Raw genomic sequence first — 16,857 nt, forward strand, 5'->3', positions numbered from 1 at the left:
GGACGGTGACATCACCGTTCGCGGAAGGATCGCCATGACCACCTCCTACCGCCCTGTGATCGTCTTCGGCGAAGCGCTCATCGACGCCGTCGCCGACGGGTCGGAGACCCGCCTCACACCAGGCGGGAGTCCCATGAACGTCGCAGTGGGGCTCGCCCGCCTCGGCGTGCCCGTGACCCTCGCCACGCAGTTCGGTGACGATGAACACGGGCGTCTGATCGCCGAGCACCTCGCTCACGACGGCCTGACGGTCGACCGCGCCGACGGGCCGACCTCAGTCGCGCGTGCGGAGCTCCAAGCCGACGGGTCTGCTCGGTACGACTTCGACATCGTCTGGGACCGGGAAGCGCCCGTGCTCCCGGCCGGGGCTGCGCCAGCTGTTGCGCACACCGGCTCGTTGGGGGCCTTCTTGCAACCCGGCGGCCGCGCCGCAGTGCAGCTGTTCCGTCAGCTTCCCGCGGCGACGGTGCGCAGCTTCGATCCGAACATCCGGCCGGCGCTCCTCGAGCAGGCCGATGCGCTGCAGCAGTTCGACCGCATCGTCAAGCGGACGCACGTGGTCAAGCTCAGCGATGAGGACGCCGACTGGCTCTACCCGAACGTGGACCCCGATGGCGTCCTCGACCGTCTCCTCGACGGCGGGGTGCGCCTCGCCGCCATCACCCGTGGTGCAGCCGGATCGATCGTCGCCGGCCGGGACACTCGTGTGCAGGTCATGGCGCCCGCGGTGACGGTTGCCGACACGATCGGAGCAGGGGACGCCTACATGTCCGGGCTGCTCTTCGCGTTGCTGCAGGGCAGCGGACTCCAACGGATACAGCAGTCCGCTGTTGACACGACGCTGCTGAACCGCGTGGGGGGCGTGGCGGCAGCATCGGCGGCGGTCGCGGTGAGCCGTGCTGGCGCGAATCCTCCATCACCGGTCGAGCTCTTCGCAGCGACGACCGGCGACCATGACTGATCACGTCCGCACGGAGAGACAACGGGCCCGTCACGATGCGTGACGGGCCCGTTGTCTGCGAACGGTCCTACGGAGTGGGTCGGAACCCGTAGCTCGTGGAGGCGGCGGCGAACTGCGCCTCCGTTCCGCTGTCGAAGACGTGCGAGTTGGTCGTGCCCGCGTCGAGGACCACAGTGTGCAGCGTCAGGTTGCTGATCACGTGATTGGCGCCGATGAGGTTCTGATCGCCGCTCGCGACGCGGAACACCGCTGCGGTCGCGCCGGCGGGTGCGACCTGCTCTGGCGGGATGATCACGGTCACGTGATTGCCGGTGATGGTGTTGCCGTCACCGTTCACCTGCACGACACCGAAGTCATCCGGTCGGCCGTTGCCGACTCCGATGAACGGCCCGTACGTCTCCACCTGCCGCTCGAACATGTTCGAGCCGATCAGGTTCTCCTTGCAGTTCCCCTCGAGCGTGATCATGCCCGGGTAGAACGAGTGCAGTCGGTTTGCGGAGATGGTGCACCTCGTCGAGTTCTTGAGGTGCACCGAGTCGATCCCGCGCGGGAAGATGTTGTTGCCGGTGACGAGGAGACCGTTGTGCTGCTCGGCGAACAGCGAGAACCCGATGGGTCCCGCTCCGAGGTGGTTGTCGGTGACCTTCGACGCCTGGCCGGACCCGGTGAGCTCGATGCAGTTGCCGCACTCAGCGATGAAGTTCCCGGAGACGTCCAGCGCGTCCGCGTCCTGCACGATCAGGCCGTGCTCGAGGTACACCATCCCCATCCCGCGCACCCGGGTTGCGTCGGTCGCGGACGCGAACCGGATCCCGACCTTCCCGTTGCGGTACGAGTTCTGGTTGCCGGTGAACGACACCCCGTCGAGGCAGAAGTTCTCGAACTCGATCGAGCTCAACCGCGGGTCTCCCGATCGCTGCACGAGGAACGCCTCGGACTTGCCGTCGGCGTTCTCCACCGTGATGTGGCTGCCCCCCGGGTTGATCTCGTGCCACGTGGACGTGCCGCCGGAGTTGTAACGGATGCTTAACGAAGTGAAGCCGTGTCCGGATCCGCGGATGCAGAGGTAGCTGATGTCGACGACGACCCGCGTCTTCAGCGAGTAAGTTCCCGGCGGGATGTAGATCACGGCGCCGGGCTTGTCCGCCTGGTTGGTCTGGCGGCGCTTGATGTCCCCGATGATGCTGTTGATGACGGCGCCGATGTCCCGCACCGGATCGAGAGCGCCGGTCGGGTTCCAGTCGGTGACGTCGTAGACGTTCGGCTCTGGCGGGATGGCCACCGGCTTCTTCTTGTCGGCGGGCATCAGAGCAGCCCCACCGGGACGCGACGACGGCGAGGCTCGAGCTTCCCGCGGTGCCCGGCAGAGGGGCTCTGTCCCGCGGTCGCCTGCAGAGCGGGCACGTTGTGTGCGGCCACGGCGAGCACCGCCATCCCCGTCAGCACCGTGCGCCGAGACATCACGAGGTGTTTCGTCATTGCTGCTACCCCTTCGTAGTGTGCCAAACCGATTTGGCACCTCACGAACATGGTACTGCGACCTCAGCCGCAGGGAAAGGAGCGGACTGCAACTCGTTCTCGGAGGCGCGCATCCGGCAGGGACGTTGCATCGTCAGCCCATGCGAGGCACCGGCAACGAGACGAGCCTCCCGTCCGTCGCGATGACGGCCAGGAGGCCCGGTGCACTCGGGTGGGCTGCTCAGGCCATCGGCTCGCGCACCTCGTCGACGTCGACGACCTCGTGCCGGAGGGTCTCGTCGACGACCACGTCCTGCGTGACGGTGTGCGTGGTGAGTGTGACGCGCTCGACCGGCACGACGGTCTTGGTCACGACGAGCTGCTCCTCGTGCAGGACGACCACGATCGGTTCGCGGACGGTGTCGCCGGCGCCGGCCGGCAGGCGCGTCCCGCCGGTGATCGGCTCGCGGGTCAGACGGATCTCCTCACGGCTGACGTCGACCGTGACGGTGCGCTGCTCGGTGACGACGTACCGCTCGAGTCGGACGCGTTCCGTGGCGTGACGCTCGGTGGTGACGGCGATGCGCTCCTCGCTGCGGACCACCTCGACGTGGTCGTCGGCGTCGGACACGTGCTGCTGGTCTCGGTTCATGCTCTGCTCCGTTGGGCCGTGCGGTGCTCCGGTGAGGGAACGGGAGGGGCGGGTACGCCTGTCGGCCCCGCTCGTCATGATCGGGGCCGACAGGTGTGAGCGGGCTCAGTCCCGGCGACGGAGGGGTCGCCGCCGGTGGTGCTCAGGAGCGGAGGTCGCGGTCGGTGGTCCCGGTGGCGCTGCGGACCTCGCTGTCGTCGAGTTCGATCTCCTCGTGGGCGACCTCCTCGTCGACGGTCTGCTGCTCGGTGACGGTCTCCGTGCCGAGGCGGACGCGCTCGACGGGGACGGTCTCCTTGGCGGTCACGACGCGCTCCTCGGAGAGGACGACCTCGTGCTCCTCCTCGCTGAGCTCCGGGCCGGCGAGGGCGTCGGCGGCGTTCGCGTCGGTGATCGGCTCGCGGGAGAGGGTGACCTCCTCGTGGCTGACCGGGACGGTCTTCGTGACCTGCTCGGTGACGACGTGCTTGCGCAGACGGGCACGGCCGGCTTGGACCTGCTCGGTGCCGACGTGCAGACGCTCCTCGGAGCGTGTCATGGCGTCGTCGGTCGTCGGGCCGGAGGTGTCGTGGCCCTGGGTGCCGTGGGTGTTCACACCACGGTCGGCGTCCTGGTCGTACAGGGGCTGCTCGTCCGCCGCGGAGGTGTCGGTCATGCCGTAGTACGAGTAGAGCGCCTGCTCCTCCTCGTCGCTGAGGGCACCATCCGCCTCGACGCGCGGTGCGTCCTTGACGAACGCCTTCTCGTACGCGACGCGGACGATGCCGGCGTCGAAGTTGGCGTCCGTCAGCGGGGCGAAGGTCTCGGACGAGCCGAAGAGCCCCGTGCGGATCGTCACCCAGGTCGGGGCCTGCGTGTCGTTGTCGACGTAGACCTGTCCGACGGTGCCGATCTTCGCCTCGCCGCTGCCGTAGACGTCGGCGCCGATGAGGTCGTTGATGCTGTTGCTGTCGATCATGGTGGTGCTCCTGTTCCCCGGCGTGGTCACCGGATCCGATGAGGAGTGCGTCCGAGATGGAGGTGCGGGATCACCTCGGCGGACTTACGGCGTAAGCCCGCGTCGGAGCTTACGACGTAAGCGCGCGTACGATCTCAGGTACGGCGGCGTCGCATCACGAGGACGCAGTCGGGGCCGGACGCCACCCACAGCGAGGGAGATCCGCCATGGCGGCACGCGACAGGACGACCGCACCCGGGCTGAGCCGGGACCTCATCGTCGCGACCGCGCTCGGGCAGATCGACCGGTCGGGCACGCAGGGGCTCTCGATGCGCTCCCTCGCGCAGGAGCTCGGCGTCGAGGCCATGTCCCTCTACCGGTACGTGCACGGGAAGGAGGACCTGCTCGAGGGCATCGTCGCCTCCCTGATGAGCGACCTCGTCTCCCACCTCGAGGAGGCCGAGGGCACGCACTGGCAGGCGTTCCTCCAGACGGTCGCGCATGCGGTCCGCCGGATCGCGACGGACCACCCCAAGGCGTTCCCCCTCGTCGCCACCCGCCACCCGGCCGCACCCTGGCTGCGTCCGCCGCTCCGGAGCATCGAGGTCGTCGACACGTTCCTCCGGGCCCTCACCGGGAACGGGTTCTCCGACGCGCAGGCCGTCAACGCCTACCGCGCGTTCAGCAGCTTCCTGCTCGGCCAGCTCCTCCTGCAGTCCGTGGTCAGGGGAGCCGAGGCAGGACCCGCGGAGGAGCCGCTCGACGAGGGCGGCGCCGCCGTCCCGGAGGGCGACGGGAACCTGTCCCTCGACATCGCCCCGGAGGTGCAGCGGCTGCGTGCCCTGCTCAGCGAGGACCGCAGCGACGAGGAGTTCGAGGTCTCGCTCGAAGCGCTCCTCGACCGCCTGGACCGCGAGCTCTCGCAGTAGGTCGGGAACCGCTCCCGCACCCGTCCGGGTGGACATGTGCCGGGTGGTTCACTCGAAGCATGTTCCTGCTCTTCGGCACCCGCGCGGTCGCGGCGCTCCTGTTCGTCGTGACCTTCGTGTGCGGGCACTGCGGGGTCGCGGCACCGCAGCAGATCGTCCGCGAGCGGCAGAAGGTGACGCTGTTCTTCATCCCGCTGTTCTCCCTGGGCACGTCCTACCTGATCGAGTGCAGCAACTGCGGCATGGTGACGGGGTTGTCCCGGCAGCAGGCGGAACACTCGATGCAGTGGGCCGACGCACACGGCATCGCCGTCAGCCCCTGACGCGCACGGGGTCAGCGGAAGGGGTCGCTGCCGAAGATCTCCTCCGGGCTCGGGAAGCGCGGGGCGCGGCGTGGCGGCGGTGCCACGGTCCGCGGTGGCGCGTACGACGGACGCGGCCGCGCCTCCGGCTGCCGCGGGGTCGCGTCCGCGGGCACGAAGCCGGACGGCAGTTGCTCGCCACACGTGCTGCAGGTGCGGCCGCCGCGATTGACGCCCTCGCACACCGGGCAGCGCCAGACGGCCGGCATCTCAGCCACGGTCGGGCCTCCGGTCGCGCGGTGTCCGGCCGAGTAGTTTGCCCTTGAGCCCGCTCGACGGCGCAGGAGGCGGGGTCGCCTCGGACGGGTCGGCTGCGGGAGCGGTGGAACCGCTCGTCCCGACGGGAGGCGCGGCATGCGTCGGCGTCGCAGCCGGCCGGACGAGCTTCCCGCGGAGGCCCCCGGAGGCGGCCGGCGCTGCGGCTGGAGCCGGAGGGGCGGGCGCCGCGGCCGGCGCGCTCACCGACGGAGCCGGCGTCACGGTCGGCGCGACCGCCTCGCCGGATCCGCGGAGGCCCATGAGTCCGGCGTGCACCTGTCCGATCGTGGGTCGTGCCGCCGGGTCGGCCAGCAGCATCCGGTCGACGAGGTCGGCGAGTGCGGGGTCGAGCGAGGTGCGGTCGACCCGGAGGACGACGCCGCTCCGCGCAGCCACGGCCGGTTCGCCGTACGCACGGTCGTAGGCGGGCAACTGCCCCGTCAGGAACTCACTGAAGATGAGTCCGAGCGCGAAGATGTCCGCAGCGGTCCCGAGGTCGGCGGCCGCGACTCCGTCCTCCTGGATGTAGCCGAGGAGCTCCGGCGAGTAGTAGTTGATCGTGCCGACGATCTCCGCCGGGGGCGGCGGGTCACCCGCGACGTAGGCGTTGTCGAAGTCGATGAGCTTGCTCGTGTACCCGAGGTCCGTGCGCTTCACCAGCACGTTGTCCGGCTTGAGGTCGCCGTGCACGATGTGCAGGTCGTGCAGGATCTTCAGGCTGTGCGCGGCCGACTTCAGCAGCACGAGTCGCTGGCGGAACGGCAGGGCGGCGATCCCGGCGACGCCGAGGTCCTCGGACTCCACACGCTCGGTCGTCTTGTAGTACTTCGCACCGGCGCGGAAGAAGTCGAGCGTGACGATGAGGTTGCCGCCGTACGTGGACAGCGGAGCGAGCGCCGCCTGCATCGCGGTGTGCCGTGCCTCGAAGGCCGCGCACCGCTCACGCTTCCGTGCCTTGACCCGGTCGCTGCCCGGGGAGCTGTCCTCCGGGTAGGTCGGGCTCAGGAACTCCTTGACGAAGTACTCCCGCCCGCCCTTCGTCGCGAAGGTCCAGCGGCTGAGCCCGGCTCCCACGACGCTGAAGTCGGCGAGCAGCGTGTACCCGTTCAGCACGTCTCCGGCCTGCATCAGGAGGCCTCCCCTTCGCGCGTCGGGGCACCCTCGGGTGCCGGTGTCGCATCGGTGTCCGGCACTTCGTCGGTGGTCACTGCCGCGGCGACGTGCCCGGTGGCGATCCGCTTCGCGGGCTTCCAGATCTGGCGCGAGGGCGTCTCGTCGACAGGGTCGACCGACGCGTCCTGGTCGTCCTGCAGCATCCGCTCGTACCCGGTGCGGTAGCGCTGCCACTGGTCGGCCTGAGCGGCGACGTAGCGCGCCTGCAGGTCGGTGAGGTCCCGCTGCGCGCGCTGGATCTCGTCGGCCATCGCGTCGAGGGGTGCGACCACCAGGTCGGCCATCTCGGCCTGTCGTGGCGCCAGTGCGGCCCGGAAGTCGGCGAGGTCGGCACCGACGACGATCGTGGCCATCGACGCATCGTCCCCGGTCACGGCGCTGATCGATCGCTGGACGGCGAGTGACCAGTCCTCGTCGGTCTCGGCCTCGGCCAGTCCGTCGAGCACCAGCTGCTCGAAGTGCATCGGGGACGGGACGTACCCGAAGCACCCGTCGGTGGCACAGACGAGGGCGAACGGCGCCTCGAGCGTCACCCGGCGGTGGTTCACCTGGAACTCGGTGTCCGCGGAGATCGCGTTGCTGATGACCGAGTCGCGCTGGAGGTTCGTCATGGCGTCGCTCGGGTCGCGCAGGTCGTCGACGCTCAGTTGATGCAGCCCGGAGGCGTCGAGCGCGTAGACCCGGGAGTCCCCGGCCCAGAGCACCTCGCAGACCCAACGGGACCCCTCCGGCTCGCTCCGCTGGAGTGCGCCGAGCGCCATCGTCGTGGGGAGCGCCCGCAGCAGCCGGGACCGCAGTCGGCTCACCGGGGCGTTGAGCCCGGTCAGCGCGTCCTGCAGCACGGTCTCGATCGCGTCGTGCAGCTCGACGGCCGTGGCCGGCAGCGGCAGCGGCCGGTCGGGAGTGAGCGTACGGAGGAGGTGCTCCTCCACCACGTCGCGGACGAGCCGGGAGGCAAGGTAGGCGCCGGAGCGCGCGCCGTCCGGCGTGTCGTAGACGGTGCCGCCCGCGCCTCCCATGCCGTCGAAGACCGCTGCGAGCCCGAGGTCGGGACCTTCGCGGAGGATCGGGTCGGAGTCCTCGCCGTGGTCCGGCACCTTGGCCAGGTTGAACCCGAAGGACGCGGTCGGGCCCGCAGCGGTCTCGCTCACACCGAGTTCCCGATGGAGTCGATGATCGTGCCGTAGTCGACGTCGGACAGGCCACCACCGGCGGTCGAGGGGTTGTGCACGACGTTCTCCCACTCGGCGGAGATGTCGCTCCAGCCGGGACCGTCCGGGGCGAACAGGATGAGGCGCTTCGTGCTGGACCCCATGACGCCCTGCTCGTCCTCCCACGCGTCGGTGAGCGCGCTGAAGTCGGCGGGGATGCGGGAGCGGAGGTCCGCGGGGACGACCGTGGGGTCGAGCGGGTGCGCGGGCTGGTCGCTCCACACCACGATCACCTGACGGCGGCGGTCACCGTTCCGAGTCCACGGCGACGCGATGGCCAGGGCCACGGCTTCGAGGCCGGACTCGGGTGCGTCGCCACCGCCCTCGGCGACGAGGCCGCCGACGAAGTCGGAGAAGCGGGCGCGGTCGTCGGGGAGGCCGTAGAAGGGCGACTCCTCGATGGCGGCAGCGCCGTCGGCGACGAGGTCACGGAACGCGATGACGCGCACGCGGAGCTCGGCGACGTTCTTGCCCTTCGCAGTGAGGTTGGTCTGCACGTCGTCGTAGAACCCGAGCGCGTTCGCCTTCACGGCGTCGAGGATCGGGTCCATGCTCCCGGTCACGTCGATGCAGAAGACGATGTCGACGGCGTAGTTCACGCCACGCGACGCGAGGCTCGTCTGCGGCGGCACGACCGGGGCGACCGGCACGGCAGCGGCAGGGGTCGCAGCCGGAGCGGCCGTCACCGGAGCGGGAGCCTCGGCGGGGACGGCTTCGGCGGCCGGTGCATCGGTCGCAGGGGACTCGGGCGTGGCCTCGACGGGCGGGACGGACGCGGCGTTCGGGTCGACGGGCTCACTCGGAGCGGCCGGGGTGGTGTCGGACATGACACTCCTTCGATCGGGGACGGCGGTGTGCCGACGGCGGGGTCGCCTGGCTCGGAACCTACGCGGTGGCGGATGCCGGGACGTCGAGGGAAGGCTGTGCTCCGTCGTCGAGTCCGAGTAGACGATGATGATTCTCATGTGCATGTAAGGTTCCCGGAGTAGCGCGCCGCGCTGCGTTCCCGTTTCCCACCTGACCAGGACCCCCATGCAGACCCGTCTCGTCATCGGTGCGCTCGCGCTCGCCGTGCTCGTCCCCGGCGCGCTCCTCGCGCGCCCCGCACCACCAGCCGCGCACACGCGGACCCTCTCCGACTCCGTCCCGACCTGGGTCGCCCGCGCCGAGCGTGGTGCCCCGGTGACCACCGACACCCTGGACTTCTCCGTCCTCCTCGATCCCGCGCGCACCAACGCCGCGCCGGACGTGGCCGCGTGGCTGCGCGGGGCGGGCCTCCAGGTCGACGACCTGCGCGAGTCGGTCGCGGTCCTGCCGGTCTCCGGTCCGGCTGACCGCGTCGGCGACGCGTTCGGGACGTCCTTCGCCTCGTGGACCACCGCCGGTGCGACCGCGGTCGCGCCGGACCGTGCCCTCTCGGTGCCGCGTGCGCTCGACGCCGTCGTCGGCGTGGCCGGTGTCGTCGACGCCGACGGGATGCGACCGACCGTCGCCGGTCCGACCGACGATCCGACTCCCGGTCCGGGCGAGACGGACGCCCGGCCTCCGGTCCTGGCGGACGACGGCCAGTGCGCCGCCTACTGGGGTGAGCGGGTGACCGATGCGTGGCCCGCCTCGGTGGACGTCACCCACCGCTCGAACGCCCTGTGCGGGTACCAGCCGCAGCAGCTCCGCGAGATCCACCACGTCCCGGCGGAGTACACCGGCGAGGGTGCACGGATCGCGATCGTCGCCGCGTACGACGACCCGGACGTGGAAGCGAACACGAACACGTACTTCCGCGCGGCCGGCGCCCAGCCGTTCCGCAGCGGGCAGTACCAGCACCACGCACCGGCCTCGCCCGACGTGGACCGGTGCGGCGGCCCGCAGAGCTGGACCGAGGAGCAGCACCTGGACGTGCAGGCGGTCCACGCGATGGCGCCCGATGCCTCCGTCGCCTACTGGGGTGCCGACGACTGCAGCACCACAGCGCTGTTCACACGGATCCTCGACGTCGTCGAGGACGACCAGGCCGACGTCATCAGCCTGTCCTTCGGGTCGACCGAGGACCTCGACAGTGCTGACGACCGCGAGCTCCTGAACCGGGTGCTCGTCGAGGCGGCGTCGCGGGACATCTCCGTCTTCGCGTCCTCGGGCAACGACGGCGACCACAGCGACTTCGGCGACCACGACGAAGGTGCCGACGTGACGTCCCCGGCCTCGAGCCCGTACATCACCGCCGTCGGCGCGACGAGCACCGGTCTGGCCGCCGACGGGTCCGTCGCGGTCGAGGCCGGGTGGGAGACCGAGACCCGGTTCGCCCGCAACGGTGCCCTGATCCCGCCCGGCTTCGCGTACGGCGCCGGCGGTGGGGAGTCCGACGTGTACGACCGTCCGACGTGGCAGCGTCAGCTGCTCGACGAGCCGGGGACGGGGCGCCTCGTCCCGGACGTCGCCTCGATCGGCGACCCGAACACCGGGTTCGTCGTCCACGGCCCGCACAACGGCCGCGTCGAGTACGCCACACATGGCGGGACGAGCCTCGCGACGCCGATGGTCGCCTCGATGGTCGCGCTCGCGAAGGCCGCGACCGGAGTCGAGGTCGGGCTCGCCACCCCGGCGCTGTACGACCTGCTCGGCACCGACGCGATCCGTGACGTCACGCCCGCATCGGCGGCCACCTGGTCACCGAAGGGCCCCGACGCCGGAGCCCTCTGGCCGGAGACCGTCTTCGTCTGGGACACGAAGCCGCAGAGCCTGCAGTCCGCCCCCGGCTGGGACGACGTGACCGGCGTTGGTGTGCCCGACGGACGCGCCTTCATCGAGGGCTTCGGCAAGGAGGACGACCGATGACCGCACGCACCAGCACCCGCAGCAGGACCAGCACGAGGGCCGCCGTCGCGCTCGCCGCGACGATGCTCCTCGGACTCGGGATCGCCACCCCGGCGCTCGCCGCCCCGGCGCTCGCCGCCGACGGGGCACCGCTCGCGAAGGCGTCCGGTGTCGAGGTCGTCGACATCGACGGCGGCACGCTCACCCGTCCGACGCCCGCCGTCGAGTGGCGTTCCGGCGAAGCCGTGGAGGCCCGTGCCGACGGGACGACGGACGTCCTGAAGCTCAACACGACCCAGACGACCGGGCTGCGGACGACGGCAGGACCGGACGGCGCCGTGTCGACGATCGAGTCGGGGACGTTCACGCTCCGTGACCGCCCGGCGGTGACCTTCCGGGACCTCCGGGTCGCCTGCACCCCGGGTGCCGATCCGGTCGTCACCCTCGGCAGCCTGTCGATCGGTGGCACCGACGTCACCGCGGAGGCGACCGCCCGACCCGGGTGGAGCACCGACCTGCCGGACTCCCGGTACGGCCCGACGCGGGTCCTGGTGGGGACGACCACGACCAGCGCGGACGGGACGGCGACGACCGTCGGTCTGCGGATCGACGGCGACTCGGGTGCCTCCGAGATCTCGCGCGTCCGGGCCGGCTCCGTGTCCTGCGCACCGGCGACCAGCTGGCCGACGCCGACGCCGACACCTGCCCCGTCACCGGAACCGGCGCCTGCTCCGACACCCGCCCCGTCACCGGAACCGAGCGCTCCGCCGACCGCTGACCCGGACGACGCGACACGCGCCCGGTCCGTCTCCGGGGTCAGCGTCACCGCCGTGGACGGCACCGTCCTCGTCGACGGCCAGCCGGCACTGACCGGGACCGGTACCCGCACCGCGGAGCGGGTCGCAGCGGCCGACGGATCCCCGTCCACAGGCCGCGGTGTCACCGTCACGACGACGGCCGAGGGCACCTCGGACATCGGCATCGACTCGTTCGAGCAGATCCCCGACGCCGCGACCGACCCCGTCGCCGCGTACCGCTGGCCGGCGCTGCGCGTGTACGGCCTGCACGCACACGTCACGCCCGAGGGCACGATGACGGTCGGGTTCGACGACGAGTCGAGCGCGGTCTTCGTCAACGGCGTCTGGATCAACACCGCCACCGACCTGTACACCGGGGTCGACGCCGAGGGGGAGGAGCGGGTGCGGATGCGCTTCGGGGAGCGCGTCGTCAACCCCGACGGCAGCACGACCCTCACCGCCCTGCACTACACGGACCTCACCGGCACCCACCCGGAGGTCGCACTCGGGATCGTCACCCTCCCGCCACCCGCCGCGAGTCCCGCTCCCGAGGCGCGGGTCACCGAGGCGTGGGGCGTCGGTGTCACGGCCGCGGACGGCAGCACCCTGGTCAGCCCGCAGCCGCGGGTGACCGCAGCCGGCGACCGACGGTCAGCCGAGCGGATCGGAGCCCTGGACGGCTACCCCGCCCGTGCCACGGACGTGACGGCGACGATCGGCGCGACGGGCGACACCGCCACCCTCTCGGTCGGACACTACGAACAGGTCCCGGGCGAGGGCGACGACCCCGTCGCCGAGTACCGGTGGCCCGCCCTCAAGGTGAACGGGCTGCACGCCGAGGTCACGGCGGGCGGCACGATGGACGTCACGTTCGACGACGAGGCGAACGCCGTGTTCGTCAACGGCGTCTGGATCAACACCGCCACCGATCTGTACACCGGCCTCGACGGGGACGGGGACGAGCGGGTCCGCGTGCACGTCGGGGAGCGGGTCGAGAACGCCGACGGCACCGTCACGCTCACCGCCCTGCACTACGAGGACCTGACCGGCACGTACCCGGAGGTCCGACTCGGCCAGGTCACCATCGCCTCGACCGCGGGCGGTGACCCCGGCGACGGCGACGGCGACGGCGACGGGGCGCCCGCACCGGCTCCCGGCACCGACGACCCGGCACCCGGACGTTGGTACGCCTACGGGCTCCGGAGCACGGGAGCCAGTGACGTCGGCGCGCAACCCCTCGCGGCACCGGCTGCCTCCGGTGGTCCGGTCACGGCCCGCGCGGACGTGGTCGGCGACGGTGGTGCCGGGCAGCTCCGGGTGACCGGGGCCTCCGTCCGGTCCGCACAGGACCGCGGTGCGGTGCGACTCGACCGGGTCGTGCTCTTCCCCGGCACCCGCCTTGCGGGTGAACTGCGCGACGTGCAGGTCACGGTCACCGGGACGGCCACCACGGTGACCACCGGCGGCGGTCGGATCGCCGGCACGACGATCCCGGCCGGTCCGGTCGCAGCGGACACCCGGATCGCGGTGCCGGGAGGCGCGGGCACGCTCGTCCTCAACGAGCAGCGCACCACGGGTGCCGACCGGTCCGTCACGGCCGTCCACTTCACGGACCGTTCCGGACTCGGTGCCGACGTCTCGGCAGCCGTCGTCACCACCGAGCGGGTCGATCCGCCGGTCGGCGGCGGGGCTCCGGGAGGCGGGGACGCCGGTCAGGACGACGGCGCGCCCGGGCAGGGCGGCGGCAACGAGGCAGCGCCCGGCGCGCTCTCGCCCGACGGGTCCAGCCCGGCCGGTACCAGCGGAACCAGCGGGACCGGCGGGACCGGCGGGCAGGCCCTGGCCTTCACGGGTGCGTCCGTCCGGTCGGCGCTGATCGCAGCGGCGCTCCTGCTGACGGCGGGAGTGGCCACGATCGCGCTCCGCCGCCGTCGTCACTCCTCGTGACCAGCAGCGGGAGGCCACTCGTCGGCCTCCCGCTGTGCGGCGACGCGTGACACGGTGAGGTCCGGGCTGCTGCAGTGCGTCTCCGCGACGCCTGCAGCAGCCCGACCGCGTCCCCGCGACTCCTGGGGTGGCCCCGACCGCGTCGGTCAGCGCCGTCAGCGGGCGGCGCTCACGAGTCGACACCCGGCGGAGCGGTTCAGCCGTCGGATCTCGCGTCGTCGCGCTCGCCGGCCCGGCGGATCGCGTCCGCGAAGCGGGAGGCGAACCGGGTGACCACGGCGGCCTCGTCGTCGGAGAGCTCGTCGATGACGGTGATCAACGGCGTGTGGATGTGCCCGTACGCCCGGGTGAGGTCGGCGGTCGCGCTCTCGGTCGGCACCAGCACGACACTGCGACGGTCGCGCGGGTTCGGTCGTCGCTCGACCCGGTCAGCGCCGCTCAACCGGTCCACCAGCTTCGTGGCGCCGGCCGTGGTCAGGCGGAGTTTCGCCGCCAGTTCCGTAGGGCTGAGGAACCGCTCCGTGCGCCCGGCCTCCACCAGGTGCAGCAGGGCCACCGCGTCGACGGGACGCATCTGCAACGCCCGCAGGGCCTGCTCGTCGGCGTCGTGCACGCTGTCACTCAGTGCCTGCAGGGCTTCGATGGCGGCCGCTCCCGCCGCGCTGCGGGGCTCCTCTGCTCCGGAACGGTGGGCGTTGCGTGCGTTGTCCTCGTTCGGCATCAGATCGGACCTCGTCCTTCGGCTCTCGATGATGCTGCTCCTCCTCAGCGGCGGAAGCAAGCAGAGTGCGTATTCTGCGAAGTACGAAACTGGGTGAGTAATCAGCGCGGTTGGAGGAGTGTCGAGATCACGCGGCCACCGGACGCCCGGTGGCACTGAACACGAAGGAGACACCATGTCGAACACGACAGGGAACACCGCGCGCCACGACAACGTCGTGCGCCGCACCTGGAACGAGACCAAGTCCGCCCTGAAGACCACGGAGTTCTACGCGTGGATCGTCGTCTCGCTCGCGATCCTCATCGCGTCCGCCGTCGTCGACAACGCGGACGAGGGCCACACCGGCTTCGGCGCCGACCAGGCCTGGCTCTACGTCGCGCTCGTGACGATGGCATACATCCTCAGCCGTGGCATCGCGAAGGCCGGCGTCCGCAAGCCGGAGCACGACGACGACGACCGCCGCGACGGCACCGGCCGCTCGAACTAGTCGAGCGACACCGCGCCCCGGCTCCGGCCGGGTGCGCGCACCAGCACGTCACACGTGCGACTCCGGAGATGGTGGACCGGATCGAGACAGGCCGTCCCGCATCCCAGCGGGACGGCCTGTTCCGTCCGTGCGACCGCACGGTCGCCGCTCCGCCCTGAGGCGCCGGGGCGGGCAGCGCGGCTCCTACTCGACGGCCCCGTTCGAGTAGCGCGTCACGGTCTGTGGCTGCCCGGACACGGCTCCCGTCGCGGCGGAACCCCGGCCGTTGATGACGTGGTCGATCGTCCCCGCATCCGCGTTGAGCGCGACCGTCGTGAGGTCGTGCATGACCACGCCCGGTCGGTCCGGGACCTCGAAGGACTGCGTCGCGTGGAGCGTCGGGTCCACGTTCGTGAAGATGTAGCTCCCGAGGCCCCATGCTTCGTGCGTCCGGACGTGGTCGGACACCTTGTACGCCGCCCATCCATCGGTCTTCTGGTGTCGCCACGACGCCTGGTCCGGTGCGTCGTAGGGCAGCTCGTTCTGGAAGAAGACGGTGCGACCGCGCTCCCCGTTCCAGATCACGTTGTACTTCTGGTAGTGCTCGACGAAGAGGCCGGTCGCGGTCACGTCGTCGCCGTTCACGACGACCCCGGTGTCCGCGGTGTTGACGGTCCAGCCGACCGAGCCGGCGACCCCGTGGTCGGCCCGCCATGCCCAGATGTCGTCGAGGATCGTGTGGTCGCTGTTGACCTCGAGGCTCGTCGTCGCCTTGCCGACGTGCGGGCCGCCGATGCGGAAGAAGACGTCCTGCAGGGCGGTTGGGTCGGCTGCGCTGCCGGCGGTGGACCGGTGCCGGTCGCCCTTGTGGTGGCCGCTGCCGATCCTGAGCAGCGTCGGCGAGTTGACGGTGCCGGCGTCGAAGGTGAGCCCGGCGATGTCGACGCCCCGCACGTCGCCGACGACCATCGGGACCGTGCCGTGCTGCGCGGTGAGGGTGGCCAGGCCGAGTCCGAGCACGACGGTGTCGGCGCGCTTCACGGAGATGCTCCTCGCGACGTCGTAGACGCCCGGCGTGACGAGCAGGTTCTTCCCCTTCGCGAGGGCGGCGTTGATCTTCGCGACCGAGTCCGAGGGATGCGCGACGAAGAAGTCGCTGAGGGGCAACGACCGGCCGGGCGTGTGCCCGTTCGCCCAGCTCGGGCCGACCGAGTCGGTCACGGCGCGCGGCACGAACACGCGGTAGGCGCCGCGGCCGTCGACGTACAGGTACGGCTTCTCGCGGGAGACCGGCGTCGCCGTCAGTGTCGTGTACGGCGGCACCGGGAAGGACTGTGCCGGGGCGTTGAGGTCGCCGGAGAACACCTGGTTCCAGACCCCGTTCGACCATCCGGCACCGAGGTCGGTGTTGCGCACGTAGAACTGCTGCTGCGACCCGTTCAGCGCGCCGCCCTCGAGCTTCGAGTCGGCGACGAACCCGCCGCTGGCGTAGTTCGGGTCCTCGCAGTACGGCATGAACGTCGTGTGGTCCTTCACGTCCACCCGGCGCATCGGCGCGGCCTGCGACACCGCCCACATCTCGCTCGCCGTGTGGCACGCGTCGGCGGTCGGCACCACGTGGACGGTCAGGTTCGACACCGACCGCCAGAACGTGTCGAGTGAGCCGCTGCCGTTGCGGCCGGTCGCGGTGACACCGCCGTTGATGGTGACGCCGCTCGGGTCCTGCCCGAGGCCGTCGACCTCCGTGTAGTACCCGACGCGGATGTCGAGCGGGTCCGTGGCCGAGCCGTAGGTGCCGGGCTCGAACAGCAGCGCGTACCGGGACGTCCCCATCTCGTTGTCGACCTGCTGGTCGTAGACGGCGTCGACCTTCGCCTGGATGTCCGCCTGCGGCATGTCCGGGGAGAAGACGAGCACGTTCGGGCCGAGGTCGCCTGCCGGAGCGTGGCTGTGCGGTGCGGCGACGGCCGTCTGCGTCGTGGCGACGACGCCGAGCACCGCAGCGCTCACGGCCACCGTCGCGCCGATGACGCGTCTGCTGGTTCGGGCCCGTCCGAGGGGCGCTGGGGCGAAGGGGTTCACCGGGACCTGCTTCCTTGCAGATGTGCGGCACCCGTCGGCATCCGGGTGACGTCGCTGTCACCCGGGCGGAGACGGGCCATGCGGGTTGGGGT

At 71.3% G+C, this 16,857-nt stretch carries 15 protein-coding genes; 6 read left to right on the forward strand and 9 right to left on the reverse strand.

Annotated elements, in window-relative coordinates; translation table 11 throughout:
• Positions 1-55: 55 nt before the first annotated feature.
• Positions 56-961, forward strand: coding sequence for a PfkB family carbohydrate kinase (locus DEJ34_RS00495; protein ID WP_284180692.1), 906 nt, complete (start codon positions 56-58; stop codon positions 959-961).
• 67 nt (positions 962-1,028) lie between these two features.
• Here DEJ34_RS00495 and DEJ34_RS00500 read toward each other — a convergent pair whose 3' ends face one another.
• From DEJ34_RS00500 to DEJ34_RS00515, 4 genes are all read right to left on the reverse strand, one after another.
• Positions 1,029-2,267 (reverse strand): NosD domain-containing protein, encoded by a 1,239-nt coding sequence (locus DEJ34_RS00500; protein ID WP_110889483.1) that lies wholly within the window; start codon positions 2,265-2,267, stop codon positions 1,029-1,031.
• Positions 2,267-2,440 carry a hypothetical protein gene (locus DEJ34_RS00505; protein WP_181422189.1) on the reverse strand — a complete coding sequence of 58 codons (174 nt, stop codon included), beginning with the start codon at positions 2,438-2,440 and terminating at the stop codon, positions 2,267-2,269. Before DEJ34_RS00505 ends, DEJ34_RS00500 begins: the two co-directional genes overlap by 1 nt.
• A 220-nt stretch (positions 2,441-2,660) precedes the next feature.
• Entirely contained in the window at positions 2,661-3,071 is a 411-nt protein-coding gene (locus DEJ34_RS00510; RefSeq protein WP_181420613.1) for a YsnF/AvaK domain-containing protein, read from the reverse strand.
• Positions 3,072-3,213: 142 nt separating this feature from the next.
• A complete protein-coding gene (locus DEJ34_RS00515; RefSeq protein ID WP_110910739.1) occupies positions 3,214-4,029 on the reverse strand; it encodes a DUF2382 domain-containing protein in 816 nt (271 codons plus the stop codon).
• Between the two features lie 206 nt (positions 4,030-4,235).
• On the opposite strand from DEJ34_RS00515, the gene DEJ34_RS00520 reads away from it, so the two are divergent.
• On the forward strand, positions 4,236-4,937 hold the full coding sequence (locus DEJ34_RS00520; protein WP_110825700.1) for a TetR/AcrR family transcriptional regulator C-terminal domain-containing protein: 702 nt from the start codon (positions 4,236-4,238) through the stop codon (positions 4,935-4,937).
• A gap of 59 nt (positions 4,938-4,996) precedes the next feature.
• Positions 4,997-5,260 carry a zinc-ribbon domain-containing protein gene (locus tag DEJ34_RS00525; protein ID WP_110889486.1) on the forward strand — a complete coding sequence of 88 codons (264 nt, stop codon included), beginning with the start codon at positions 4,997-4,999 and terminating at the stop codon, positions 5,258-5,260.
• A gap of 249 nt (positions 5,261-5,509) precedes the next feature.
• Here DEJ34_RS00525 and DEJ34_RS00530 read toward each other — a convergent pair whose 3' ends face one another.
• From DEJ34_RS00530 to DEJ34_RS00540, 3 genes are read right to left on the reverse strand one after another with little or no spacing between them, the layout of a single operon-like run.
• Positions 5,510-6,685, reverse strand: a complete 1,176-nt coding sequence (locus tag DEJ34_RS00530; protein WP_110910737.1) for a protein kinase domain-containing protein — start codon at positions 6,683-6,685, stop codon at positions 5,510-5,512.
• Positions 6,685-7,881: a PP2C family protein-serine/threonine phosphatase gene (locus DEJ34_RS00535; RefSeq protein ID WP_110910736.1), complete on the reverse strand. Its 1,197-nt coding sequence runs from the start codon at positions 7,879-7,881 to the stop codon at positions 6,685-6,687. Before DEJ34_RS00535 ends, DEJ34_RS00530 begins: the two co-directional genes overlap by 1 nt.
• The gene (locus tag DEJ34_RS00540) at positions 7,878-8,768 is read right to left on the reverse strand and encodes a vWA domain-containing protein (protein ID WP_220032791.1); all 891 of its coding nucleotides are present in this window, start codon (positions 8,766-8,768) and stop codon (positions 7,878-7,880) included. The genes DEJ34_RS00535 and DEJ34_RS00540 overlap by 4 nt, the downstream gene beginning before the upstream one ends.
• 205 nt (positions 8,769-8,973) lie before the next feature.
• Here DEJ34_RS00540 and DEJ34_RS00545 point away from each other — a divergent pair, with 205 nt between their 5' ends.
• Positions 8,974-10,773: a S53 family peptidase gene (locus DEJ34_RS00545; RefSeq protein WP_110910735.1), complete on the forward strand. Its 1,800-nt coding sequence runs from the start codon at positions 8,974-8,976 to the stop codon at positions 10,771-10,773.
• On the forward strand, positions 10,770-13,496 hold the full coding sequence (locus DEJ34_RS00550) for a hypothetical protein (RefSeq protein WP_110910734.1): 2,727 nt from the start codon (positions 10,770-10,772) through the stop codon (positions 13,494-13,496). The genes DEJ34_RS00545 and DEJ34_RS00550 overlap by 4 nt, the downstream gene beginning before the upstream one ends.
• A 196-nt stretch (positions 13,497-13,692) precedes the next feature.
• Here the strand turns inward: DEJ34_RS00550 and DEJ34_RS00555 are convergent, their stop codons facing one another.
• Complete coding sequence (locus DEJ34_RS00555; protein ID WP_181422188.1) at positions 13,693-14,217, reverse strand: MarR family winged helix-turn-helix transcriptional regulator; 525 nt, start codon at positions 14,215-14,217, stop codon at positions 13,693-13,695.
• 175 nt (positions 14,218-14,392) lie between these two features.
• Between DEJ34_RS00555 and DEJ34_RS00560 the strand changes: the two genes are divergently transcribed.
• Entirely contained in the window at positions 14,393-14,704 is a 312-nt protein-coding gene (locus tag DEJ34_RS00560; protein ID WP_110910732.1) for a hypothetical protein, read from the forward strand.
• A 183-nt stretch (positions 14,705-14,887) separates the two neighbouring features.
• Here the strand turns inward: DEJ34_RS00560 and DEJ34_RS00565 are convergent, their stop codons facing one another.
• Positions 14,888-16,693 carry a pectate lyase-like domain-containing protein gene (locus DEJ34_RS00565; protein ID WP_284180693.1) on the reverse strand — a complete coding sequence of 602 codons (1,806 nt, stop codon included), beginning with the start codon at positions 16,691-16,693 and terminating at the stop codon, positions 14,888-14,890.
• Between the last annotated feature and the right edge of the window lie 164 nt (positions 16,694-16,857).

The sequence above is a fragment of the Curtobacterium sp. MCPF17_050 genome, assembly GCF_003224435.2.
GTDB lineage: Bacteria > Actinomycetota > Actinomycetes > Actinomycetales > Microbacteriaceae > Curtobacterium.

Excerpts from the sequence above, each read along its gene's own strand:
- DEJ34_RS00500 (WP_110889483.1), bottom strand. The coding sequence starts at position 2,267 with ATGCCCGCCGACAAGAAGAAGCCGGTGGCCATCCCGCCAGAGCCGAAC.
- DEJ34_RS00505 (WP_181422189.1), bottom strand. The coding sequence starts at position 2,440 with ATGACGAAACACCTCGTGATGTCTCGGCGCACGGTGCTGACGGGGATG.
- DEJ34_RS00510 (WP_181420613.1), bottom strand. The coding sequence starts at position 3,071 with ATGAACCGAGACCAGCAGCACGTGTCCGACGCCGACGACCACGTCGAG.
- DEJ34_RS00515 (WP_110910739.1), bottom strand. The coding sequence starts at position 4,029 with ATGATCGACAGCAACAGCATCAACGACCTCATCGGCGCCGACGTCTAC.
- DEJ34_RS00520 (WP_110825700.1), top strand. The coding sequence starts at position 4,236 with ATGGCGGCACGCGACAGGACGACCGCACCCGGGCTGAGCCGGGACCTC.
- DEJ34_RS00525 (WP_110889486.1), top strand. The coding sequence starts at position 4,997 with ATGTTCCTGCTCTTCGGCACCCGCGCGGTCGCGGCGCTCCTGTTCGTC.
- DEJ34_RS00530 (WP_110910737.1), bottom strand. The coding sequence starts at position 6,685 with ATGCAGGCCGGAGACGTGCTGAACGGGTACACGCTGCTCGCCGACTTC.
- DEJ34_RS00540 (WP_220032791.1), bottom strand. The coding sequence starts at position 8,768 with ATGTCCGACACCACCCCGGCCGCTCCGAGTGAGCCCGTCGACCCGAAC.
- DEJ34_RS00545 (WP_110910735.1), top strand. The coding sequence starts at position 8,974 with ATGCAGACCCGTCTCGTCATCGGTGCGCTCGCGCTCGCCGTGCTCGTC.
- DEJ34_RS00550 (WP_110910734.1), top strand. The coding sequence starts at position 10,770 with ATGACCGCACGCACCAGCACCCGCAGCAGGACCAGCACGAGGGCCGCC.
- DEJ34_RS00555 (WP_181422188.1), bottom strand. The coding sequence starts at position 14,217 with ATGCCGAACGAGGACAACGCACGCAACGCCCACCGTTCCGGAGCAGAG.
- DEJ34_RS00560 (WP_110910732.1), top strand. The coding sequence starts at position 14,393 with ATGTCGAACACGACAGGGAACACCGCGCGCCACGACAACGTCGTGCGC.